This is a genomic window from Streptomyces sp. NPDC050211, assembly GCF_040656035.1.
Taxonomy (GTDB): domain Bacteria; phylum Actinomycetota; class Actinomycetes; order Streptomycetales; family Streptomycetaceae; genus Streptomyces.
In genome coordinates this window covers 146,476-168,887 of the sequence record NZ_JBFALC010000010.1, presented here as the reverse complement: position 1 = coordinate 168,887, position 22,412 = coordinate 146,476, and the positions used below count along the sequence as shown (strand labels likewise).

At 70.0% G+C, this 22,412-nt stretch carries 22 protein-coding genes; 14 read left to right on the top strand and 8 right to left on the bottom strand.

Annotated features, from left to right (window positions below):
• Positions 1–79 precede the first annotated feature (79 nt).
• The 3 genes from AB0I98_RS13605 (at position 80) to AB0I98_RS13595 (ending at position 2,859) form a co-directional block, all read left to right on the top strand.
• Positions 80–1,279 carry an FAD-dependent oxidoreductase gene (locus AB0I98_RS13605; protein ID WP_362939964.1) on the top strand — a complete coding sequence of 400 codons (1,200 nt, stop codon included), beginning with the start codon at positions 80–82 and terminating at the stop codon, positions 1,277–1,279.
• 27 nt (positions 1,280–1,306) lie between these two features.
• Positions 1,307–2,266: a sigma-70 family RNA polymerase sigma factor gene (locus AB0I98_RS13600; RefSeq protein WP_362939961.1), complete on the top strand. Its 960-nt coding sequence runs from the start codon at positions 1,307–1,309 to the stop codon at positions 2,264–2,266.
• A gap of 62 nt (positions 2,267–2,328) precedes the next feature.
• On the top strand, positions 2,329–2,859 hold the full coding sequence (locus AB0I98_RS13595) for an AAA family ATPase (RefSeq protein WP_362940126.1): 531 nt from the start codon (positions 2,329–2,331) through the stop codon (positions 2,857–2,859).
• A gap of 15 nt (positions 2,860–2,874) precedes the next feature.
• Here AB0I98_RS13595 and AB0I98_RS13590 read toward each other — a convergent pair whose 3' ends face one another.
• The 4 genes from AB0I98_RS13590 to AB0I98_RS13575 all read right to left on the bottom strand — a co-directional run bounded on the left by AB0I98_RS13590 (position 2,875) and on the right by AB0I98_RS13575 (position 5,577).
• Positions 2,875–3,684 carry an SAM-dependent methyltransferase gene (locus tag AB0I98_RS13590; RefSeq protein ID WP_362939958.1) on the bottom strand — a complete coding sequence of 270 codons (810 nt, stop codon included), beginning with the start codon at positions 3,682–3,684 and terminating at the stop codon, positions 2,875–2,877.
• A gap of 32 nt (positions 3,685–3,716) precedes the next feature.
• Positions 3,717–4,241: a hypothetical protein gene (locus tag AB0I98_RS13585; protein ID WP_362939955.1), complete on the bottom strand. Its 525-nt coding sequence runs from the start codon at positions 4,239–4,241 to the stop codon at positions 3,717–3,719.
• A 220-nt stretch (positions 4,242–4,461) separates the two neighbouring features.
• A complete protein-coding gene (locus tag AB0I98_RS13580; protein ID WP_301986661.1) occupies positions 4,462–4,707 on the bottom strand; it encodes a DUF397 domain-containing protein in 246 nt (81 codons plus the stop codon).
• 3 nt (positions 4,708–4,710) lie between these two features.
• Complete coding sequence (locus tag AB0I98_RS13575; RefSeq protein ID WP_362939952.1) at positions 4,711–5,577, bottom strand: helix-turn-helix transcriptional regulator; 867 nt, start codon at positions 5,575–5,577, stop codon at positions 4,711–4,713.
• Between the two features lie 242 nt (positions 5,578–5,819).
• On the opposite strand from AB0I98_RS13575, the gene AB0I98_RS13570 reads away from it, so the two are divergent.
• Positions 5,820–7,232 carry a hypothetical protein gene (locus AB0I98_RS13570; RefSeq protein WP_362939949.1) on the top strand — a complete coding sequence of 471 codons (1,413 nt, stop codon included), beginning with the start codon at positions 5,820–5,822 and terminating at the stop codon, positions 7,230–7,232.
• A gap of 14 nt (positions 7,233–7,246) precedes the next feature.
• Here the strand turns inward: AB0I98_RS13570 and AB0I98_RS13565 are convergent, their stop codons facing one another.
• A complete protein-coding gene (locus AB0I98_RS13565; protein ID WP_362939946.1) occupies positions 7,247–8,077 on the bottom strand; it encodes an SDR family oxidoreductase in 831 nt (276 codons plus the stop codon).
• 246 nt (positions 8,078–8,323) lie between these two features.
• On the opposite strand from AB0I98_RS13565, the gene AB0I98_RS13560 reads away from it, so the two are divergent.
• The 3 genes from AB0I98_RS13560 to AB0I98_RS13550 all read left to right on the top strand — a co-directional run bounded on the left by AB0I98_RS13560 (position 8,324) and on the right by AB0I98_RS13550 (position 12,031).
• Entirely contained in the window at positions 8,324–8,737 is a 414-nt protein-coding gene (locus AB0I98_RS13560) for an ATP-binding protein (RefSeq protein ID WP_362939943.1), read from the top strand.
• On the top strand, positions 8,734–9,348 hold the full coding sequence (locus AB0I98_RS13555) for a DUF6624 domain-containing protein (RefSeq protein ID WP_362939940.1): 615 nt from the start codon (positions 8,734–8,736) through the stop codon (positions 9,346–9,348). The genes AB0I98_RS13560 and AB0I98_RS13555 overlap by 4 nt, the downstream gene beginning before the upstream one ends.
• Positions 9,349–9,487: 139 nt before the next feature.
• The gene (locus tag AB0I98_RS13550; RefSeq protein WP_362939937.1) at positions 9,488–12,031 is read left to right on the top strand and encodes a polysaccharide lyase family 8 super-sandwich domain-containing protein; all 2,544 of its coding nucleotides are present in this window, start codon (positions 9,488–9,490) and stop codon (positions 12,029–12,031) included.
• A 99-nt stretch (positions 12,032–12,130) separates the two neighbouring features.
• Here the strand turns inward: AB0I98_RS13550 and AB0I98_RS13545 are convergent, their stop codons facing one another.
• Positions 12,131–13,267 (bottom strand): PQQ-dependent sugar dehydrogenase, encoded by a 1,137-nt coding sequence (locus tag AB0I98_RS13545; protein ID WP_362939934.1) that lies wholly within the window; start codon positions 13,265–13,267, stop codon positions 12,131–12,133.
• A gap of 343 nt (positions 13,268–13,610) precedes the next feature.
• Here AB0I98_RS13545 and AB0I98_RS13540 point away from each other — a divergent pair, with 343 nt between their 5' ends.
• The 6 genes from AB0I98_RS13540 (at position 13,611) to AB0I98_RS13515 (ending at position 19,992) form a co-directional block, all read left to right on the top strand.
• Positions 13,611–15,005 (top strand): PHB depolymerase family esterase, encoded by a 1,395-nt coding sequence (locus tag AB0I98_RS13540; RefSeq protein ID WP_362939931.1) that lies wholly within the window; start codon positions 13,611–13,613, stop codon positions 15,003–15,005.
• A 154-nt stretch (positions 15,006–15,159) separates the two neighbouring features.
• A complete protein-coding gene (locus AB0I98_RS13535) occupies positions 15,160–16,395 on the top strand; it encodes a discoidin domain-containing protein (RefSeq protein WP_362939928.1) in 1,236 nt (411 codons plus the stop codon).
• Between the two features lie 102 nt (positions 16,396–16,497).
• The gene (locus AB0I98_RS13530; protein WP_362939925.1) at positions 16,498–17,040 is read left to right on the top strand and encodes a sigma-70 family RNA polymerase sigma factor; all 543 of its coding nucleotides are present in this window, start codon (positions 16,498–16,500) and stop codon (positions 17,038–17,040) included.
• Complete coding sequence (locus AB0I98_RS13525; RefSeq protein WP_362939923.1) at positions 17,027–17,767, top strand: hypothetical protein; 741 nt, start codon at positions 17,027–17,029, stop codon at positions 17,765–17,767. Before AB0I98_RS13530 ends, AB0I98_RS13525 begins: the two co-directional genes overlap by 14 nt.
• Before the next feature lie 117 nt (positions 17,768–17,884).
• The gene (locus tag AB0I98_RS13520; protein ID WP_362939920.1) at positions 17,885–18,643 is read left to right on the top strand and encodes an IclR family transcriptional regulator; all 759 of its coding nucleotides are present in this window, start codon (positions 17,885–17,887) and stop codon (positions 18,641–18,643) included.
• 215 nt (positions 18,644–18,858) lie between these two features.
• A complete protein-coding gene (locus AB0I98_RS13515; RefSeq protein ID WP_362940123.1) occupies positions 18,859–19,992 on the top strand; it encodes a PP2C family protein-serine/threonine phosphatase in 1,134 nt (377 codons plus the stop codon).
• Positions 19,993–20,044: 52 nt separating this feature from the next.
• On the opposite strand, the gene AB0I98_RS13510 is transcribed toward AB0I98_RS13515, so the two are convergent.
• Positions 20,045–20,623, bottom strand: a complete 579-nt coding sequence (locus tag AB0I98_RS13510) for a dihydrofolate reductase family protein (RefSeq protein ID WP_362939917.1) — start codon at positions 20,621–20,623, stop codon at positions 20,045–20,047.
• A gap of 214 nt (positions 20,624–20,837) precedes the next feature.
• On the opposite strand from AB0I98_RS13510, the gene AB0I98_RS13505 reads away from it, so the two are divergent.
• A complete protein-coding gene (locus tag AB0I98_RS13505) occupies positions 20,838–21,755 on the top strand; it encodes an AEC family transporter (protein WP_362939914.1) in 918 nt (305 codons plus the stop codon).
• A 37-nt stretch (positions 21,756–21,792) separates the two neighbouring features.
• Here the strand turns inward: AB0I98_RS13505 and AB0I98_RS13500 are convergent, their stop codons facing one another.
• A complete protein-coding gene (locus AB0I98_RS13500) occupies positions 21,793–22,317 on the bottom strand; it encodes a CGNR zinc finger domain-containing protein (protein WP_362939912.1) in 525 nt (174 codons plus the stop codon).
• Positions 22,318–22,412: the final 95 nt, after the last annotated feature.

The following is a 22,412-nucleotide window of genomic DNA, read 5'->3' as shown; positions in this document are numbered from 1 at the left end:
CCACATGCAGTTCCTGTCAGCAATCGGCGCGCTGCTCCGCTCAAGTCACCGGAAGCAAGCGAACCGACGGGAGCATCAAATGAAGCACCGCATCGTCGTCCTCGGCGCCGGCTATGCCGGGGCCTACGTGGCCGGGAACCTGGCCCGCCGGCTCTCCCCGGAGGACACCGAGATCACCGTGGTCAACGCCGAGCCGGACTTCGTTCAGCGGCTGCGGCTGCACCAGCTCGCGGCCGGCCGGGACATCGAGGCTCCACAGCTCGTCGACGTCTTCGCGGGCACGGGGATACGGCTGCGCCTGGCCCGTGTCACCGCCGTCGACCCCGAGCGTCAGGTCGTCTCCGTGGCCGACGCCGACGGCGGCGGCGAGCTCGGCTACGACACGCTTTTGTACACACTCGGCAGCCACGGCGACGGCCGCGCCGTCCCCGGTGCGGCCGAGCACGCCTTCGACGTCGCCGCCAGGCCCTCGGCGCTGCGCCTGCGCTCGCGTCTGGACAGCCTGGGCGGGCGGGGCGGCGGCGGGAGTGTGGTGGTCGTCGGCGACGGGCTGACCGGCATCGAGACCGCCACCGAGATCGCCGAGGCCCGGCCCGGGCTGTCGGTGACGCTGGTGGCCCGCGGACAGCTGGGCGCCCAGCTGTCCGCCGGAGCCCGCAGCCACCTGCGTCAGGCCTGCGACCGGCTGGGCATCACCGTCCTGGAGCACACCACCGTCGAAGCCGTCGAAGCGAGGCGCGTCCTGTGCGCCGACGGCACCGCCCTGGCGTCCGACGCGACCGTGTGGACGGCCGGGTTCGCGGTGGCTCCCATCGCCGCCGCCGGTGGGCTCGAGGTCACCGTGGACGGTCGGATCATCGTGGATCGCACCATGCGGTCGGTCTCGCACCCGAACATCTATGCCGCCGGCGACAGCGTCTACGTCATCGGCGACAACGGCCGGCCGCTGCCGATGTCCTGCGCATCGGCGGGCTACACCGGCATGCAGGCCATGGTGGCGATCGTGGGTCGTCTGACCGGCCGCAAGATCGCGAACGTCAAGCTGGACTACGTGGGCAACCACATCAGCCTCGGTCGGCGGGACGGGATCCTGCAACTGGTCGACGACGAAGCGCGGGCGAAGCCGAAGTTCCTGGGCGGCCGGAAAGCCGCGCGGATCAAGGCGGGCATCCTCAAGATGTCGCTGTGGACCACCTCGCATCCGACCTTCGGCCTGCCCAAGCGCCGGCGCCGCCTGATCGCCGCGCGGGATACGACCGCCGAAAAGGCGGTCGCGTAGCCGCCTGCACGACCTAGGGTGATCCGTGTGGACAGCACCGACATCGATCGCTTCGACGCCAGTCGGTTCGAGGCCAGCCGGAACCGGCTGGCCTCGCTCGCCTACCGGCTCCTGGGCTCCGCCACCGACGCCGAAGACGCCGTGCAGGACGGGTTCCTGCACTGGCAGGCCGCCGACCGGCAGCGCATCGAGGTGCCGGAAGCATGGCTGACCAAGGTGGTCACCAACCTGTGCCTCGACCGGCTCCGCTCGGCACAGGCCCGCCGCGAACGCACCGCCGGTGCCTGGCTGCCCGAACCGCTCCTCGACGGCGACCCCATGCTCGGCCCGGCCGACACGTTCGAGCAGCGTGAGTCGGTCTCCCTGGCCGTGCTGACTCTCATGGAGCGCCTGTCACCCGTCGAGCGAGCCGTCTACGTCCTGCGCGAAGCGTTCTCCTACAGCCACGCCGAGATCGCCGAGATCCTCGACATCACGGAGTCCGCAAGCCAGCAGCACCTCCACCGGTCCCGGCGCCGCATCACCACCGCGCGCCGCCGCGACGGCAGCGAAGTCGACCCGGCATCCGCCCGCAGGATCGTCGAGGAATTCCTCGCCGCTGCCACCTCGGGCCGCACCGAACGGCTGGTGGCGCTGCTCACCGACGACGCGATCGCGATCTCCGACGGCGTCGGCGGCACGGCCGAGAAGCTGTTGCAGTTCGACACTCCGCAGCGCGTCGCCGCCGTCGTACGGGCCGGCCTCAAACCCACGGCCGCGAAACGGCGCTTGGCCGGCGGCACGCCCGCCATCCACTACGCGCTCCTCAACGGCGCCCCCGCCATCCTCTTCGTGCTCGGCGACCAGGTCAGGGGCACCGCGACGTTCGACATCGCGAACGGCAGGATCGCAACGGTCCACGGCATCGCCGCCCCCACCCGCCTCGCCCGCCTCACCGAAGCCTGGCGGCGACACGGACCGGACACGCCGCTCATCGCCCAGTGGTGACCCGACGCCGACGTGTAATCGCCCGGACCGTGTCGCCGGCGGTCGGTAGCGTGACCGCCGTGATGGTGGGCACCGAAGAAACACGGCTGGTCATCCTGCGTGGCAACAGTGCCTCGGGCAAGTCGACCGTCGCGGTCGGACTGCGCGAGCGGTTCGGTCGTGGCCTGGCCCTGGTCGGCCAGGACAACATCCGCAGGGTCGTCCTGCGCGAGCGGGACCGGCCGGGCGCCGCGAACATCGGCCTGATCGACCTGACGGCCCGTTACGCCCTGGACGCCGGATACCACGTCGTCGTCGAAGGCATCCTCTACGCCGATCGTTACGGCGACATGCTCGCCCAGCTGCGCCGCGACCACCGTGGCCCGACCCACGGCTACTACCTGGACGTCCCGTTCACCGAAACCCTCGCCCGCCACGCCACCAAACCGATCGCCGACGACGTCAACGAGACGCAACTGCGCGACTGGTACCGGCCCTTGGACCTACTGCCCGGTGGCATCGAGACCGTCATCGGCGCCGACAGCACCCTGGCCGCGACGGTGGACCGCATCATGGTCGAGACAGGCCTGACCGGCCTCCCGGCGCTGGAGTAGATGCGCGGCGGCGAGTCAGGGCTTGCGGGCCACCCCGCCGTAGACGTCCGTGGGCTCGGGCGTGGTGCCGGGCTCGGGGTGCCACAGGGGGCAGGAGACGATGCCGGGTTCGAGCAGTTCCAGGCCCTCGTAGTACGCGGCGAGCTGCTGAGGGCTGCGCAGGACGTACGGGATGGCGCCGGTGTCGTCGTAGCCCTGCTGGGCCCGCTTGAGTTCCTCGTCCGTGTCCGTGCTGTCGTAGTGCACGAAGTAGCTGCCGGGACACAGGGCCGCCTGGAGGCGGCGGACGATGGACTTGGCCTCCTCGTAGTCCTGGATGTGGCCGAGGATGCCCATGAGCATCAGGGCGACCGGCCGGTCGAAGTCCAGGATCTGGCCCGCCGCTTCGAGGATCTTCTCCGGTTCGTGGAGGTCCGCGTCGACGTACTCGGTGACGCCTTCGGGGGTGCTGGTGAGCAGGGCCTGGGCGTGCCGGAGGACGAGGGGGTCGTTGTCGGCGTAGACGATGCGGGACTCGGGCGCCACCCGCTGCGCGACCTGGTGGGTGTTGTCGTACGTGGGCAGTCCGGTGCCGATGTCGAGGAACTGGCGGATGCCGAGTTCGCCGGCCACGAAGGTGACGGTGCGGATCAGGTACTGGCGGGAGGCGCGGGCCATGGTCTCGATGTTCGGCGCGGTCTCGCGGTAGGCGTCGCCCGCGATCCGGTCGACCTCGTAGTTGTCCTTGCCCCCCATCCAGTAGTTCCAGATGCGGGCGGAGTGCGGCACCGTGGTGTCGATCTTGGACAGTGCTTCCTGGTCGGGGGCGGGCCGGCCGTCTGCCATGGGAGTTCTCCTGCCGTGCGTCACGGGGTCTGTTACCAACGTACCGTCAACTGCTGCTTCGTCCGCCCGAGTTCGCGGTGCGCAGGGGTGCCGGGGCGGGGTGGGTGGGTGAGGTCGGCCGCGTCGAGGGTGACGACGGGGACGTGTTGGGCGAGGGTTCGCATCGCCCGTGCGTAGGCGTCGGCCGCCTCGGTGAAGTCCGTGGGGGCGGACCGGGGGAGGCTCACGGACGCCGTCAGGTGAATGAGGGCGCCGTCGCGCTCGGCCACGGATTCGGCGAAGTCGAGTGCCTGGATCCAGGTCACCCGGGAGTGGCCGCGGCGCAGCGGTCCGTAGACGAGCTCGTGGATCATGCTGCCGTCGAGGGCCACGCGTCCCGGTGCCGCGAGGAGTTCACGGTAGGGCCGGGTCGGGTCCACGTGGTGCAGGCGGTCCGGCAGGTGCTGGATCGGGAAGCCGTGGTGGGCCAGCTGGGCGATGAGGCCGTTGCGGGGGATGCCGTCGGCGCCCTCGATGACCAGGGTCCGGTGGCGGAGGAGCGCCTGCGGGAGGTTCATGCCGTCGCCTCGGGGCCGACCCGGGTGGTTCGGTGCGGAGCGATGCGGCCCGGGCGGGTGGCAGGCACGGTCCGGCGGGGGAGTCGGGGTGACGCGTGCATACCACTTCCTTCGAGGCGACGGGCCTGTTCAGTGTGGTCGGACGACCCGCACGCCGGGAGTGGGCGTGCGGGTTGTCCGGTTGTGCGCGCGTAGTGGTGTGCCGGGACGGATGGCGGAGTCAGGCGACCAGGAAGTCGGCCTGGCCGGCCTTGGCGCCTTCCAGGAACACGATCATCTCGTCGCGGGAGTAGACCAGCGCGGGGCCGTCGGGGTCGGTGGACTGGCGGAAGGCGACGCTGCCGTCGGGCAGTCGCTTGGCCTCGACGCAACTGCCGCCGTTGGTACCGCTCCAGGGCTTGTGCCAGCCCTCGGTGCCCAGATCGGAAGCCGACATACCGCTGTAGATGGGGCCCTTGGATCCCATGGATCACAACTCCTTACGCAGTTCACCCAGGATGGCCCGGGTTCGATCAACCGGCTCCGCCTGCACGGACATCCGGTCCAGTACTTCGAGGTAGGCGCCGACGTCCTCGGGCCGGTCGACATAGACCGCGCCGGCCAGGCTCTCCACGTAGACGATGTCGGGCAGTTCGGAGAATCCGAAGCGAAAGTGGTGGAACGGGCCGAAGGCGCCGGGGTGGGCGCCCGCCGTGAAACGCATGATCTGGATCCGGACCTTCGGCAGGTCCAGGACCTCGTGCAGCCGGTCGATCTGAGCCCGCATCACCTCGGCACCGCCGACCGCCCGGCGCAGCACCGTCTCGTCCAGGACGGCCCAGAGGGCGGGCGCGTCCGGCTTGGCGAGCAGGTCCTGGCGTTTGAGTCGCAGGTCGACACGGCGGGCTGTCTCCTCCTTCGGCTCGTCGGGGAAGCCGACGCGCATGAGCGCCTCGGCGTACTCGTGGGTCTGCAACAGGCCGGGGACGTAGTGGGGTTCGTAGAGACGGATGACCGAGGCTTCGCTCTCCAGGCTCACGTATGCCTTGAACCATTCCGGGAGCACGTCGCGGTACTGATACCACCACCCGGGCTGGTTCGCCTTGCGGGCCAGATCGAGGAAGTCCTCGATCTCCGCCGCCGGGACGCCGTAGGTGTGCAGCAACTCCTTCACGTACGGAATGCGCAGCCCCACCTCGGCCTTTTCGATCCGCCGCACCGTGAGCGCGGTGACCTCGATGGCGCGCGCCGCGTCCTCGAAGGACAGTCCGGCCTGCTCCCGCAGTTGCTTCAGCCGCTTGCCGAGGACCATCCGCAGGACGGTGGGTGCGCTGCCGCTCGAGCGGTTCTCGCTCACGTCCTACCTCCCTCGGCGGCCATCACAGCGTGCAGTGTGCCACGCGGTCCAAGACACAGACAGAGCGATGCGGATCGATACGAAATTATCAGAACGCCAGTTGCGTATCGAGTATCTACGCGACCATAGTTCTCGTGGGACCTCCCGCGCTCGCGGCGCGACGAAGGTCAACTCTGCCTGGTCGACGCTGACTTGACGGCCCGGCATGTAGGGCGCAGCACACGATCTGATGCGAGACCTGGATGGCCACCGTGACCGACGGACACACAAGGAGCCCGGGCAAGGGCCCCGCCGGAGGCAATGCGGCACTGGCGACCGCGCTGAAGGAGGCCGGCTGCTCGTATGCCTCCCTCGCCTTTCGGGTCAATGAACTCGGCCACTGCCAGGGCGCCGACTCCAGCTACGACAAGGCGTCGGTGACCCGCTGGCTCCAGGGACAGCAACCCCGCGGCAGAACACCGGAGTTGATCGCCACCGTGCTGTCCGAGCGGCTCGGCCGCGCCGTGTCACCCGCGGACCTCGGCTTCCATCCCGACCAGCAACGCCCGGTCGTGGCCCGGACGCTCGCGTACGGCGACGACATGGCGGACACCCTGCACGCGCTCGCCGAGCTGGGGTCGACCGACATCTCCCGGCACAGCCTGCTCGGCTCGGTCCCCTTCGTCGCCGGCGCCCTGACCGACCCTCAGCGCGAGTGGCTGCTGTGGCTGCTGGAGAACCAGGACACCGGGCAGCTGACGCCGGTGGCCGACGGCGGCCCCGTCGAACAGGTGCACGCGATGATCGCCATGTTCGACGAGATGGACAACCACTACGGCGGCGGCGGGGTGCGCACCAGCATCGTGCACTACCTGTCCACCGAGGTCGTCCCGATGCTGCAGCGGCGCGGTACGTCCCCCCAGGTGCAGCGCCCCCTGTACACCGCCGCGGCACGCCTCGCCGCGATGGCCGGCTGGAGTTCGTACGACGCGGGGGAGTACGGGCTGGCGCAGCGCTACATGATCCAGGCGCTGCGCCTGTGCGCCGAGGGCCGCGACCGGGTTCTGGGCGGGCAGATCCTGGCCGGACTGTCCCACCTGGCCACCAGCCTCGGCCGTCCCGACGAGGGGGTGTGCCTCGCGCGCGCGGGCATCGTCACCGCCAAGGAAGCGGGCAGCCCGCTGGGCCTGATGCGCCTGTACGCCATGTCGGCCCGCGGACACGCGGCCCAGGGGCACGCGCGCGAGGCCGGCGATGCGCTGCGCAGAGCCGAGCGGCACCTGGACGCCAGCCGCGGTGCCGAACAGGAGTCCCCCTGGGTGCGCTTCCTCGACGACCACTATCTGCAGGCCGAATCAGCGCTCTGCTTCCGCGACTTGGGGCTCGCCGCCCAGGCCGAGCGCACGGCGAGCGAGTCGGTGAAAGCCAACGCCGACCGGCGCAGGCGCCAGGCCATCAGCCGCTCCGTACTGGCCACGGCCCACCTCCAGCAGAACCGTCTTGACGAGGCCGTCGGTACCGCCACCGAGGCGCTCGACGCCCTCGCCACCGTGCACAGCGAACGCTCCATACAGGCTCTCCGCGACTTCCGCAGGCGGCTGGAGTCCCGTCGCGACGAACCCCTTGTACGGGAGTTCGCGCGCCGCTCCCGCGCGGTGCTGGGGGCGGCGGCGTGAACGCAGGACCCGCCTCAGTACCCGTCCGGGGACGGGGCGTTCTGCGCCCGGTCCACCGGCACATGGGCCCCCGAGACACCGCTCGACCAGTCGGACAGCAGGAACGCCACCACCCGCGCCACCTCCTGCGGCGCGACCGGCTCTCCGCCCGGCAGCTCCGCCGCCGCGAACCCGGCGAACCGCTCGGGATCCTCCCGGCGCATGCGATCCCAGCGCCGGCCGGGGATGAGCATCGACCCCGGGGAGACGGCGTTCACCCGGATCCCGTCCGGACCGAGTTCACGCGCGAGCGACGCGGCCAGGTGGATCTGGGCGGACTTCGCGACTCCGTACTGGATGGGCGGCCCCGGCTTCCAGCCGGAGATCGACGAGATCAGTACGACCGAGCCGCCGCCCGCGTCCCGCAGGTGCGGGATCGCGGCACGCACCAGCCGCACGGCATGACCGACGTTCAGCTCCCAGGTCACGGCCCAGTCCGCGGCGTCCGTCCGCTCGAAGCCGCCTCCGCGAGAGCCGCCCGCACACGCCACCACCCCGTCAAGGCCGCCAAAACGTTTCGCCGACGCCGCGACGAACCGCTCCAGACTCTCCGGCTCGGTGACGTCGAGCGCCCGCGTGAACAAGGGCCTGCCGTCCTCACCCCGCAGCGACAGCTCCAGCGCCTCCAGGTCACGCGCGGTACGCGCACACGTCGCCACCCGCGCCCCCTCGGCCACCAGCAGCCGTACGATCTGCTCGCCCAGACCCCGTGTGCCACCGGTGACCAGCACACGCTTGCCGCGCACGCCGGACCCTCCAGGGGACTCCTCGCGCGCCCCCACCCGGCTGCCGTGCACGTTCCTCACGCCCTCGAACATACCTCCCGCACCACTACGCACCCGCAACCGGACAACCCGCACACCCCCTGGTCCGGCCGCCGGTCCGGGTTGTTGGCTGCATATGCAGCCAACACATCCCCGACCGCGCTGCACCCACGAGGAGGCTCCATGACGGCACCCAGGGCCCAGCGCCACCAGCCGTCGCCCTCCCCGGCACACGTCCCCCACGCAGACCGTGCGCCCCTCGGTCAGCCCCATCCCACCGTGATCCCGGTGAACAGACCTCCCCGCCTCCACACCACGATCCCCGCCCAGCCCTCGCGCGCCGCAGACGTACGGCACCTGGTCACCGAGCACCTCAAGCGGCTGCGGCTGCCGCCGGATTACGTGGACAACGCCGTCCTCGCCACGGACGAGTTGTTCGCGAACGCAGTCCAGCACGCCCGTACCGGCCCCGGCGACACGGTCACCCTCACCATCGAGTGCGGCGACCACGAACTCCGGGTGACGGTCGGCGACCACTCGCCGCTGCCGCCGCGGCTGCGTACGGCGGGCGGGGCCGAGGAGTCGGGCCGTGGGCTGGCCATCGTGGCCGCGCTGGCCGATGACTGGGGCGTCGCACCTCCGGAGCCCGGTCGCCCGGGCAAGCGGGTGTGGTTCACGCTGGAGTTGGGGTGGGTGCCGTGAAGAGCGTGCTGGGTCGGCAGACGCCGGTCGAGACCGCGGACGAGAGCCGTCTCGCCGGTACGTCGGTACGCCCCGACGACGGCGCGGCAGGTACCGAGACGGCAGACCCGTTGGTGCCGGTGGCGGCTGCCCTGGCCGCGGAACTGCTGCACCGGGCCGATCATGAGCGGGACCTCATGCGGCGGGCGCAGGCCGACCCCACCCCGCAGCGGCGGTCCGAGATCATCGCGTGCCGCCGCGCCAACGCCGACGCGCTCAAGGCCGTCGTCCACCGCCACGGCTGGCCGTCCGCCGACCGGGTGGGCGCCCCCGCCTCGACCGCGGCCCTGATGATCCTGCTGCACGCCCCGGACCTCGACTTCCAGCTCTCCTGCCGGGACCTGATCGCCCAGGCCACCCTGGACGGCCGCTGCCCCGCCGTCCACCTCGCGTACATCGCCGACCACTGCGCCGTCGAGCAGCGCCTGCCGCAGTTCTACGGCACCCGCGTCAACCCGGCCACCCTGCGCCCGTACCCGATACGCCAGCCGGAAAGCGTCGACGAACGCCGCCGTGATGTCGGTCTGGGTCCGCTGGAGGAGCAGATGGCGGCGCTGCGACACGGTTGCTGAGCTGTTGCAAGAGTTCGTGGCGGACGGGACGCCGTCATGCTCATGGGCCGACCTCGTTCGCCCCACTTCCGACGAAGTCCATAACCAGGGAGGTTGAGGGGGAGTTCCCTCTCTGGACGCGGAACCGCTGGAGGACGCCATGGACATCACCCGCAGACGCCTGTTGTCCGCTCTGTCGGCCGCTGGGCTGCGGGCGGGGGTTCCCTCCCGGGCGGCGAGCGTGGAGGAGGGCGCCGTGGGCATGGCACGGATTCTGGCCAACACGGTGGCGGTCTTCGCCGGGACCGCCGAGTCCAATGCCCGGCAGGAGACGGCCGCCAAGGTGGCGGCCGTTCATCAGGCCGCGCGGGCGAATCTGCGGTCGATGGACGACGCCGGCGCGGGCGAGTTGTTCGCCGGTCTGGTGCTCGGCGCCGATCCGGCCCGCCTGGACACCGCCTTCCGGCGGCTGTATGAGATCGCCCTCGCCACCCGCACACCGGGCGCCGTCGACTCAGACCTGTTCGGGAACACGGCCGTGCAGCGCCGGGTGATCGACGGTCTCGTGTGGCTGCATGAGCGCTACTACGGTGACCAGTCCCAGGGCTACTACGGCAACTGGTTCCACTGGGAGATCGGTCTGTCGCAGCACATCAGCAGGACGCTCGCGCTCCTCGCGGACCAGGTGCAGGCCCACCGCCCGGACCTCCCGCGCAGGTACGTCTCCTCGATGGACGCGTATCTTCGCAACGGCATCGACGGGGACGTGAACCTCGACTCGCGCTTCCACACGGGCGCCAACCTCGCCGACATCACCACGAACCGGATCCTGCAGGGCGCGCTCCTCGGCGACGACGCCCGCATCCGCAAGGCCCTCACCGACCAGCTGACCGTCTTCGCCACCATCGACCCGTACCACCTCAACCACGGTGTCACGGACGGCCACTACGCCGACGGCTCCTTCATCCAGCACGCCTCGGTCGCCTACACCGGCTCATACGGCAAGGGCCTGCTGACCCGTGTCGTACAGACCCTCAAGATCCTCGACGGCACCGGCTTCGCACACGGTGAGGACCTGGTGTCGACCGTCCAGGGCTGGGTGCGGAACGGCTTCGCGCCGCTCATCTTCGAGGGCTGGATGATGGAGATCGTCAAGGGGAGGGCGGTCTCGCGGACGAACACCGGCTACAGCGATGTCGCCGTGGTCGTCGAGGCCGTAGTCGATCTGTCGTCGCTCGCGGACGGCGCCGACGCCGACGCCCTGAAGAGCTACGTCAAGCACATCCGGTCGACCTCGCGCACGGCTCCCGACCCGTCCGCTTTCGTCTCCCCGGTCAGCATCGTGCGGTACGCCGACGTCCTCGGCGACGCGACCATCCCGCCCGCCGACCTCGGCCCCGCCTCGCGCAGCCTCGCCTTCAACGCGATGGACAGGACCGTGCACCGCAGACCCGGATACGCCTTCGCGCTCGCCCGCAGTTCCGACCGGATCAGCAAGTACGAGTACATGAACGCCGAGAACCTCATGCCGTGGTTCCAGGGGGACGGGGCGTACTACCTCTACCTCTCCGGACAGGACCAGACCCAGGCGTACGGCATCGACTACTTCACCACCGTCTCCCCGTACGGCCTCGCCGGTGTCACCGCACCGGTCGAGCAGCGGCGCACGATCCCCGAGCTGTACGGGAAGCCGTACTACGACAACCCAGGCCACCCGCTGAACTTCACCTCGTCGTCCGAGTCGCAGAACACATACGTCTACTTCCCGCGCGGCACCAACCGGCACTCCGGCGGCGCGGTCCTCGGGACGTACGGGGCGGCCGGGATGGTGCAGTCCGGCGATGTCGCCCACCGCGACAAGGCGGCAGGTCTGCTGCCGGACGACTTCGTCGTCTACCGCAACGCGACCGCGACGAAGTCGTGGTTCCTCCTCGACGAGGAGATCGTGGTCCTCGCAGCGGGGGTCGGGGACAGCGCCGGGCGGGCCGTGACCACGACCGTCGACGCCCGTATCGCCGCACCGGACGACGAGGTCTCCGTCACCGGGAGGCTCCGTGACGGCCGGCCCTGGACCGGCGCGGGCACCGGTGACATGCGCTGGCTGCGCTACGCCAATGCCACCCAGCGGACCTCCGTCGGCTATGTCTTCCTCGACACTCCGCCGGTGCGGGTCGCCCTGGACGAGGTCACCCGCAGCCGCCGGGTCGTGCGCACCTCGAACCCCGACACCGCCGTGACCCGCGGCGTGTTCGGTGTCACGGTCGACCAGGCCCCCGGAGCACAACTCGCCCGCCTGGCCTACGCGTTGGTGCCGAACGCGGGGGAGACCCGACTCCAGGCGTACCGGCATGGCCCGCTGAAGGTCCTGGCGAACACCTCGGACCTCCAGGCCATCACCCACACCGGCCTCGGCCTGACGGCCGCCAACAGCTTCACGCCCGGTCACCACGAGACCGCCGGGCTACGCATCGAGGGGCCTGCCTCGGTGATCGTGCGGCGCGAGCGGCACGGCCTGACCACCGTCGCCGTGTCCGACCCGACCATGGACCGGGACACGGTCGGCGTCCTCCTGCACGGCCGGCCGCTGCGCGCGGTCACGTCCGACGCCGGAGTTCGCGTGAGGCCGGTCCGGGGCGGAACCCGCCTGGAGTTCGACACCCGGCACGCGTACGGCCTGAGCTTTACGGTCGTACTGCGCGGCTGACAGCGTGCCGCGTCGTGAAGTTGGCCGGCCGGAGATCCCGGAGGCGCTCCGGCCGGCCTGGATGGCAATGTGCCGCTCGGCGGCTCCTTCCGGCAGCCGTTATGCCGGGTCGATGCGGGAGACGCTGCCGCCTATGGCGAGCACGTACAGCTCGCCCTTGCCGTCCTGGACGAACGAGACGACCTCACCGCCGTCGACTCCGAGGTCGTTCACGCCGGTCACCTTGCCGTTCTCCATCTGCAGGGAGCGGACGGTGCCGTCGCAGTAGTCGCTGAACACGTACTGACCCTTGAGGTCCGGGATCGCGGTGCCTCGGTAGACGTATCCGCCGGTCACCGAGCAGCCCGGCCCGCTGCGGTCGTACTCGTGGATCGGCGGCACGTGGTTCGCGGGCTCCGTGCCGCCCCGGAAGGGATGGTTGCCCTCCATCTGGTTCCAGCCGTAGTTCTCGCCGCCCTTGCTGCTCGCCGGGGCCCAGTCGATCTCCTCCCAGGCGCTCTGGCCGACGTCGCCGATCAGCAGGTCGCCCGTGCCCGCGTCGAAGGAGAACCGCCACGGGTTGCGCAGCCCGTACACCCAGATCTCGTCCTTGGCGTTCGGGTCGTCCACGAACGGGTTGTCCGGCGGGATCGCGTACGGCGTGCCGCCGGTCGGGTCGATGCGCAGGAGCTTGCCGAGCAGCGTGCCGAGGTTCTGCCCGTTGCCCTGCGGGTCGCCGCCCGAGCCTCCGTCGCCGAACGCGATGTAGAGGTAGCCGTCCGGGCCGAAGGTGATGTCGCCGCCGTTGTGGTTGGCGTAGGGCTGCGTCTGGGTGAGGACGGTGCGCCGGGTGTCCGGCTGGATCTTGCCGTCCTGTACGGCGAACTCGTCGACGGTGCTGGTGCCTTGGAGGTTCGTGAACGAGATGTAGAAGTGCGCGAATTCCTTGTCGAACGCGATGCCGAGCAGGCCGCGTTCGCCGTCGGTGGTGGTCTCGCCGGAGATGTCGAGGACGGGCTCGCCGAGCCCCTGATCGTCCAAGACCCTTACGGTGCCTGCGCGTTCGGCGATCCAGACCGTGCCTCCGGGACCGGCGGCGCCGGCGGTCGGATTCTTGGCCGTGGCCACATTCTTGAGGGCGACCTTCGCTGCCTGCCGTGGGGCGGCGGGCTCGCCGGCGGACGCCGTAGTTAAGGAGAGGGACGCGACGAGGCAGATGGCGCCGATGATCGCCGCGCTTCTGGTGCGAACTTTCACCGTGATCCTCCTGGAGGCGGTGAACGGGGAAGTCACCCGGCTGCTTGGGCAGGTTCAAGGGGTGTCGCCCGCGCCAGCACGCAACCTGGGTGGGGGGATGGTGTGCTACTGGCTACGGATGAGGATATTGGGACAGGGGCGCCTGGAGTAGACCAGGACACGCCACGGTAGGCCGGTCCTGACCCAGGTGTCGGATTGATGCGCCAAACGCATGGACAGATCTCGGTTTGATGCTGGACGCCGATCCGTCGGTGCTTCGAAACTCTCGCGTAACACCTCGGCCTGACCCAGCCCAGCTCCCGCCCACCGCCGCCGGGTGCCCCACCGACCGAGACGAGGACCGATGAGACGGATCACCAGACGTACGGCGCTCGCCGTGACAGCAGGTGCGGTCACGGCGCCGGCCGTGGGCACGGCTACCGCCGCGGCCGCCGACACCACGACAGCCACATCTCAAGGACGACAAGCGACCTCCGGGCGCAATCCGGTCCTGCGAACGGACCTCGTCACGCGGGTGACGCCGAGGAACAACTGGCTGGTGACAGCCGTCGCCATCCAGTACGCGCAGCGCATCGACTTACGCGGCGGGGTGATCCCGCCCTCGGCCTTCCAGGTGAAGGCCACTGTGGGCGGGCAGACAGCGGCTCGCACGGTGACCCGGGTCTACTCCAACGCCACCCCCGAGGTGGACGGCCGGTCTCATCTGGGACGGCCGGGGGACCGCCTGATCATCGAACTCGACCCGAACGACTCCAACGCCCGGGCCGCCGGCACCGATCCCCTTCCGCTCGACCGCGCGTACTCCGTCAGACACGTGGAGGACGTGCGCACCCCGGGAGGTGAACCGGTACTGAAGGCCGGTCCGTTCGCGGCCCGGAACAACGGCGTCATCAATCCCGTGGTCGACGACTTCTCCGCCGGTTCCTTCACCGACTCCGCAGGTTTTGAACTGGACTTCCGGCTGTACCAGCCCGAGGGATACGTACGGAACCCGCAGACGCGCAAGCGGTACCCGCTCGTCGTCACCCTGCATGGCGGTGGCGAAGTCGCCGACAACAACATGACCCAGCTCACCTCCAACCGGATCGCGGTCACGTTCGCCAAACCGGAACGACAGCGCCGTAACCCCGCGTTCGTCCTCTCTCCGCAGATCCCCCTGCCTCGTCCCATGGACGGACCCGACGGCACGGACTGGACGGACGCCAAGGTCCAGGCCGCGCTGAGCGAACTCATCGACACCTTCATGAGCGAGCACGCCCGCAACGTGGACACAGCCCGGCTCTATCTCGTCGGCCTGTCCTCGGGCGGGCGCGGTATCTACAGCCTGCTGGCGAAGCGACCCGACGTGTTCGCGGCCGCCCTGCCCACGGCCGGCTGGGGCGACGCGGCCGTGATGGACAGGATCACGCACATCCCGATGTGGGCCGACCATTCCGTCGACGACCCGGTCGTCCCCTACCGGGAGGGCCGGTTCGGCAAGCCCGGCACCTGGACCTTGATGAACGCGCTGGAGACCGCCGGCGTACGGGTCACCCGCGGGGAGTGGGCCAACGATCTGCCGAAGGCACAGTTCGAGGCCCGGTCCCGGGAGCTCGTACGGCAGGCCCGTGCCACGCGCAGTCATGTCCTGTTCACGAGTTACACGGCCGGAACAACACCGGTGAACCCACACCTCTCATGGGCCCAGACGTACGAGAACGACGTGGTCATCGACTGGCTCTTCGAACAGGCCCGGTAACGCACCTGCACCTCGCTGTCCGGTTACCGCGCTCCCACCGCTCTCCGGAGGTAAAGCAATGCGTCCAACCAGCTGTTCAACCGACACGACCGCACCGTTACGGACCCGGCCTCGAGCCCTGACGGCACTGATCGCCCTGGCGACCGCCATCGGCTTGGCGCTGACTCTGCTGACAGCCGCCGCCCCACCGGCGGCCGCCGCCGACCTGCTGTCCCAGGGCAAACCCGCGACCTCCTCGTCCAGCGAGAACGCGTCCACTCCCGCGTCGGCGGCCGTGGACGGCAACACCGGGACACGCTGGTCGAGCACGTTCAGCGACCCGCAGTGGCTGAGCATTGATCTGGGCGCCACCGCCGCCATCAGTCAAGTCGCGCTGCGCTGGGAGGTCGCGCACGCCCGCGCGTTCCAGATCCAGACCTCCGACAACGGCACCACCTGGACCACCATCTACGCGACCACGACAGGCACCGGCGGCGTGCAGACCCTGGACGTCAACGGCAGCGGCCGGTACGTCCGCTTCCACGGCACCCAGCGCGGCACCGCCTACGGCTACTCGCTGTGGGAGTTCCAGGTGTACGGCTCCGGTGGCGGCACCTCTCCGGGCAACGGAATCCCGGATCCGACGACTGCCTCCCTGGAGGCCACCAACGGGCCGCTGACCACCGCCACTTACACCGTTCCCAACCCCACCGGGTACGGCTCCGGCACGGTCACGTACCCCACGAACAGTGGCTCGTACCCGGGCGTCGTACTGATGCCCGGCTATCAGGGCACACAGCAGAACCTGCAGTGGCTCGCACCCCGCCTCGCCTCCTGGGGCTTCGTCGTCATCAACGTCGGCACCACCACACTCACCGACGATCCCGCATCGCGCGGCCGCCAGATCACCGCCGCCGGCACCCAGTTGCTCGCGCTCGGCGACGCCACCGGCAACCCGATATCCGGGAAGGTCAACGGCACGCTCGGGGCGGTCGGTCACTCGATGGGCGGCGGGGGTGTCATGGCGGCCCTCCGCGACGACGCACGCTTCCGGGCGGGCGTGCCCACGGCCCCGTACTACCCGAACGCGAACTTCTCCGCGGTCACCGAGCCCACGTTCTTCCTGACCTGTCAAAGCGACCCTGTCGCCCACGGCAACAGCTACGCGGTGCCCTGGTACAACTCCATGTCCCAGGCCGAGAAGCTCTACATCGAGGTTCCGGGCGACCATCTGTGCCCGATGACGGGCTCCGGCAACAAGGCCAAGCAAGGCAAGTGGATTGTCTCGTTCCTCAGTCACTGGCTGCGTGCCGACACCCGTTTCAGCCCGTTCCTGTGCGGTCCCGTGCGTGACGCCGACAAGAACAACGCATCCCTGGTCACGCGCTGGATGGACACGTGCACGTTCTGACCACGCGTCTGCGCGCCAGGGCCTGTGGGCTCCGGGGTTTCCTGAAGAAGAGTGTCGCTGCCGGTTGGTAAGCGACCGGGCGATGCCGGACATTGCTGGACTATGGATGCGGACGAATCCAGTGAGCGGCTGGAGCAGTTGTTCCGGCAGACGTTCCGGCGGGTGATGGCGTACTGCCTGCGCCGGACCGGTGATGCGGCGGCGCACGACGCCGTGGCGGAGGTCTACGCGGTGGCGTGGCGCCGGCGACGTCATCTGCCCGAGGACGGCGAAGAGGCGGTGCTGTGGCTGTTGGGCATCGCGCGACGCGTGCTGGCCAACCAGGCGCGCAGCCAGCGGCGTTGGTCCCGACTGCTGCTGAGAGTGGCGGAGCAGCCGGATTCCCCGGGCCCACGCCACCCGGAGCATGACGCCGGCGATGAGCTCATGGCCGCCCTGGAGCAAGGGTCGGCCGCCGATCGGGAGCTGTTGCGCCTGGCCTACTGGGACGACCTGTCCCGCCAGGAGATTGCGTCGGTCCTCGGCATCTCCGTCGGTGCCGTCGACACACGCCTGCACCGGGCCAGGCAGCGGCTGAAAGAACGGCTCGCGGCACCGAGCTCCGATCCGCACGCGACCAAGGAGAAGGATCATGCTGAGCGATGACGAACTCGTCCGGATGCTCCGGACCCGCGATCCACGCCCTGACCCGTCGGAGACCGATCCGGACTCGCCGGTCGCCGACCGGATCCTCGCCCGGGTGCGTGAGCGTACGCGGCGGCGGCGCAAGCGCACGATGGTCGTGGTTCCCGTGGTGGCCCTGGCCTTGGTCGGCGGCACTGCCGCGACCTATGCGTGGGTCGCCGGCGACGGTGAGGGTCACACGCTCGACTCAAGCGGGCTGACCTGCGTGGGATCCGACCAGTCCGACGCCGTGACCGGCTTCGATCCCGGCGCCGACGACCCGATCAGGGTGTGCCGGCAGCTGTGGCAGGAGAGCTTCGGGAGGCCGGCGCCGGAGACGCTCACGGCGTGCGTGGAAAGCTCCGAGCAGGGCTCGATCGAGGTCTACCCCGGCGGTCGGGACCAGTGCGCACGTCACCGCGCGGGTCCGTATCGCGGACCGACCCGCGAGCAGCTGAACCTCGCCCACTTCCGCACCGACCTCAGGGAGCGTTTCTCCGAACGCGACTGCGTGAGCTACCCGGAGTTCCGGAACGTGGTCAGCGAGCTCCTCGCCAAGCACCACCTCACCGGCTGGTCGGCGGGCCACTTCCAGACCGCTGACAAGGAGCCGGAGGGCCCCTGCGCGGAGATTTCCTACTTCGACGAGCCGGAGCGGAAGATCTGGCTCGGAGACGCCAAGGCAGGCGACCCGATCCACGTGCCGTAGGCGAGCCTCTGATGGTGGCCCCGCTGCCGTCTTCGTCGACACGGCGAACTCTTGACCTGCCCGGCGTCCGGGGGGACCCGCCTTGCTCGCGGTGTGCGCCGGGCGCAAGCTGGTCGTATGGGTGCGGAGGACGGCCCTACGCTCATCACGTCCGTCCAGCGGGCCCTGCGCCTGCTGGAGGCGGTGAGTTCGCACGAGAACGGCGCGCCGGCGAAACAGCTGGCGCGTGAGACGGGCCTGCCCTTGGCGACCGCCTATCACCTGCTGCGGACGCTGGTCCACGACGGATACGTGCGGAAACTGGACGACGGCGGGTTCATCCTCGGCGACAAGCTGCAGACGCTGCAGACCACGGGCCGTGGACAGGCGCTGCTCAGCCGCGTCCGTCCCACGCTCGCCGCGCTGCGGGACGAACTCGCGACCGCCGCCTACCTCACCTTCTACGAGGACGGGGAAATCCGGGTCGCGGAGATCGTCGACGGCCCTCGGGCACCCCGCGTCGACCTCTGGGTGGGGTTCGAGGACGCCGGGCACGCCACCGCGCTGGGCAAGTCCGTGCTCCGGGAACTGGACGACGCCGACCGCAAGGACTATCTCTCCCGTCACCACCTCGCCGACCTCACCCCGCGGACGATCACCAGCCTGCCGGAACTGCTCCGGAGACTGGACTCCTCACCCGTGGACCCGGCCGTCACCGACCTGGAGGAGTACGCCCTCGGCACGGTCTGTGTCGCCGTACCCGTCTACAGCGGGGACACGCTCGGCTCGCTCGGAGTCTCACTGCCGGCGGACCGGCTGTCCCGGCTCCCCGAGATCCGGGCACGGCTGATCCCGACCGCCAGTCGCGTCACCAGGAGCCTTTCGCTCACTATCTGAAAATCCTGTTCTTGTGGGTGGCCGCGCTGACCCGTTCCCTGGAGGAAACAGGCATTTCGGATGTGTGCCCTGGGCACAGGTGAGGACTGCGGACGAACATGAGTCAGGCCCGAGACCATGGTGGCGACCACTGGCCGATGCGGCTGTTCAGGAACCGAGTGGCCGGTCCTGGGGCGTCGGCCCGTAGGCGCGCTGTCGCCCAATTGGCCGCCGGTATGCCCGTCCTGCCCGTGCTGATCGTCTCCGTCGTCGTGTGCGTCGATCTCGCCGATGGGGCGGGGATGATCTGGCTGCCGCTGCTCGCGGCGGGGCCCGCCTTGGCCGCCACCACCAACGGACCCCGCGGCGTGGTCTGGGTCGGGCTCCTCACGGTGGTGCTGTGCGCCACGCTGGGCACTCGGGACGGTGTTCCGGGCCGTGAACTGGCCGCTGTGCTGTCCGCCCTGGTGGCTGTCACCCTTGCGGGCGGCCTGGCCAGCGCGTTGCGCGGGCGCCGTGAACGGGTGCTCGCGGCCGTCCGCTCGGTCGCGGAGACGGCGCAGCATGCGCTGCTCAAGCCGGTGCCGGCGACCGTCGGGCCGTTTCAGGTGGCGGTCCGCTACAGCGCCGCGGCGGCCGAGGCCCGTATCGGTGGTGATCTCTACGCTCTGGTCCCCACCCCGTACGGAGTGCGGCTCATCGTCGGCGACGTGCGCGGCAAAGGGTTGCCGGCCGTGGGAACCGCCGCCCTGGTGCTCGGTGTCTTCCGCGAGGCCGCCTACGACGAGCCCGATCTGCTCGCCGTGGTCGACAGGATCGAGCGGAGTCTGGCGCGCAACCTCGGCCATGACGACTTCGTCACCGCCGTGGTCGCCGGATTCCCGCAAGCAGGGCATCTGGAGGTGGTGAACTGCGGACACACGCCTCCGTTGCTGGTACGCGCCTCCGGGAGCGTCGCGGAGGTCGAGCCCGCGCATCCGGCCCCGCCTCTCGGACTGCGCGCGCTCACGGGTGACACGCCCGGCCTCCGGGTACTGCCCTTCGCCGACGGGGATCAACTGCTGCTCTATACCGACGGGGTGACCGAGGCCCGGGACCGCGGCCGTGCGTTCTATCCGCTTGCCGAGGGGCTGGAGCGCCACGTCTCCCACGAACCGGCACACACCCTCGACGCGCTCCATGACGAACTGCTCGCGCATGTCGGCGGTCGACTGCACGACGACGCGGCGCTGCTCCTGATCCGCAAGCCGGCCCTTTCCGAATCACGGGTTCCCGAAGCGGCCGTTCCCCCGGCGACTGTTCCCGGGCCCGCGCCCACGGCCCGAGGCCGCTACTTCTCCGCGACCTCGGACATGGCCCAGGGCCGCTGACTCGACCTGACGCACCCAGATCCACGCCGACGTGGCGAGCTCGTGGACGGACTCAGACATGGAGGGTGGGCCTGTAGACGAGCTCTTGGATGTGTCCGTCGAGGGTCCGGTGCTCGATCAGCTCGAGGTCGAAGTCGGCTGCGCCCCGGAAGATCGGGTCCAGCCCGGTCTCACCGGTGATCACAGGGAAGAGCGTCACCTGGACGCGGTCGACCAGACCGGCGGCCATCAGCGCCCGGTTCATGGACAGGCTGCCGTGCGAGCGCAACGGCACGTCGGACTCCTCCTTGAGCCGGGCGACGGCGTCGACGGCGTCGCCGCGCACGACATTCGCATCCGGCCAGTCGAGGGGGCCGTCCAGGGTGGTCGACACCACCGTTGCCGGCAGGCTCCTCATCTGCGTGACCCATGGGTCGCGCACCTCGGACTCCTCGGTGCTCGAGGCCAGCATCCGCGCGAACGCCCGATACGTGTTGGCCCCGAAGACCATCCGCTGCTCCTCGCGGTACAGGGCGAGGCGGTGGGTGAGGAGCTCGGGGCCCTGCTTGCCCCAGTACCCGGTCCAGTTGCCGCCGGCGGCGCCGAAGCCGTCGAGGCTGGAGAAGACGTCGAAGGTGTAGGTCGCGGTCATGAGGTTCTCCTCGGGGGCGGTTGTTCGCCTGTCGGGGATACAGACTGGCGATCACGGCGTGACTCATCGCTCTTGGACTCCTGGAGCCCGGCGCCCGAATGCGGCCGCCAGTCCTGTAATGGTTGTAGCGCCCCGCAGGATTACATCAGCCTGTCGATATGCATTCTTCGCCCGTCTTGGAGAGGTCGTCTTCACCGCCGGACGAGGCCCTGTCGTGATCGCACTGACGCTCAAGGCTCTCGTTCCGGTCGTCCTGCTGATCGCGTCGGGGTGCGCGCTGAAACGAGCGATGATCCCCGGCGAGAGTTTCTGGTCCGATGCCGAGCGGCTCGGTTATCGGGTGTTGCTGCCGGCGCTGTTCCTGCACGGCCTGGCGACGGCCGACACCGAGGATCTTCCGGTGAAGGCCCTGGCAGGCGTTCTGGTCGCCTCCACCGTCGTGGTCGCCGCGCTGGTCATCGCCTTGCGGCCCCTGATGCGGGTGGCCGACGACGGCTTCACCTCGGTCTTCCAGGGCAGTGTCAGATTCAACAACTACATCGGCGTGACCATCGCCTCCGGCCTGTACGGCACCCAAGGCGTGGCCATCGCCGCGGTGTGCAACGCGGCGATCGTGCCCACGGTCAACGTGCTGTGCGTCCTGGTCTTCGCCCGGTTCGGCGGTGCACGGCTGAGCCTCATGGGCATTGCCCGGCAACTGGTGACCAATCCGCTCATCCTCGCCTGCGTCGCGGGCGGACTCCTCCAGGCTCTCGATCTGGGCCTTCCGCCGGGCATCGAGCCAGCCCTCCAGGCGCTCGGAGCCGCCTCGATGCCGCTGGGTCTGCTGTGTATCGGCGCCGCGCTGCGGTTCGGCCAGGCCCGCTCGTGGACGGGCCCGATCCTCACGTCGTCGTCCGTGAAGTTCGCCCTCATGCCTGCCGTGACGTTCCTGGCGGCTCATCTGGCCGGCCTCGGGGCGCCGGTGCTCATCGTCGCCGTGCTCTTTCAGGCTCTGCCCACGGCGTCGTCCTCGTACATCATGGCGAGGCAACTCGGAGGCGACGCGCCGATGATGGCCGGCATCACCGCGACACAGACGCTCCTGGGCATCGCCACCGTCCCCCTCGTCGCGGCCCTGGTCCCGATCTGACGCCCGGGCCGGGGGGCCACCGCGACCGTGCCGGACGCTAGCGCTGCTTCATGCGGTGGCGGCGGACCGCGTCGGTGTTGGCGCAGCGCGCACGGCAGTAGGCGCGGCGGCCATTGCGGCTGGTGTCGGCGAAGGCCGTCCGGCACGAGTCCAGCGCGCAGACACCCAGCCGATGTCCCTCGGCCTCCATGGTGAAGACGGCCAGGCCCCCCGCCGTCACGGCTTTCACACGGCTCTGGAGGTCCTTGCCCTCCGGCGCGAAGTGCAGGTGCGGCCGCAAGCCGTCGTGCGTGGTCAGGTACACCCTTCCGGCGCCGTCGGCGAGCAAGTCGTTGATCGTCTCGCACCGTTCGTCCTGCGAGGCAGCCTCGAACACGGGCCGCAAACGCCGCGACCACGCCTTGATCTCCTCACCGGCCGAGCCGATGACGCGCGCACCACGGATCGCATGGCGCTCCAGCACTCGCTGCAGTGCCCCAGCGCCCCACGAACCACCCGCCTCAAGGTTCACCAACGACACGGCCAGGTGCACACCGACCATGTTGTCATGCTCAAACTTCACTCAACCATTGCAGCACAGAGTGACGAATCCGTCCCCGTCCCGCCCTGCGGATAGCATCAGAGGTCCGGCGTGGTTCCCAGCAGAGGCGACGATCA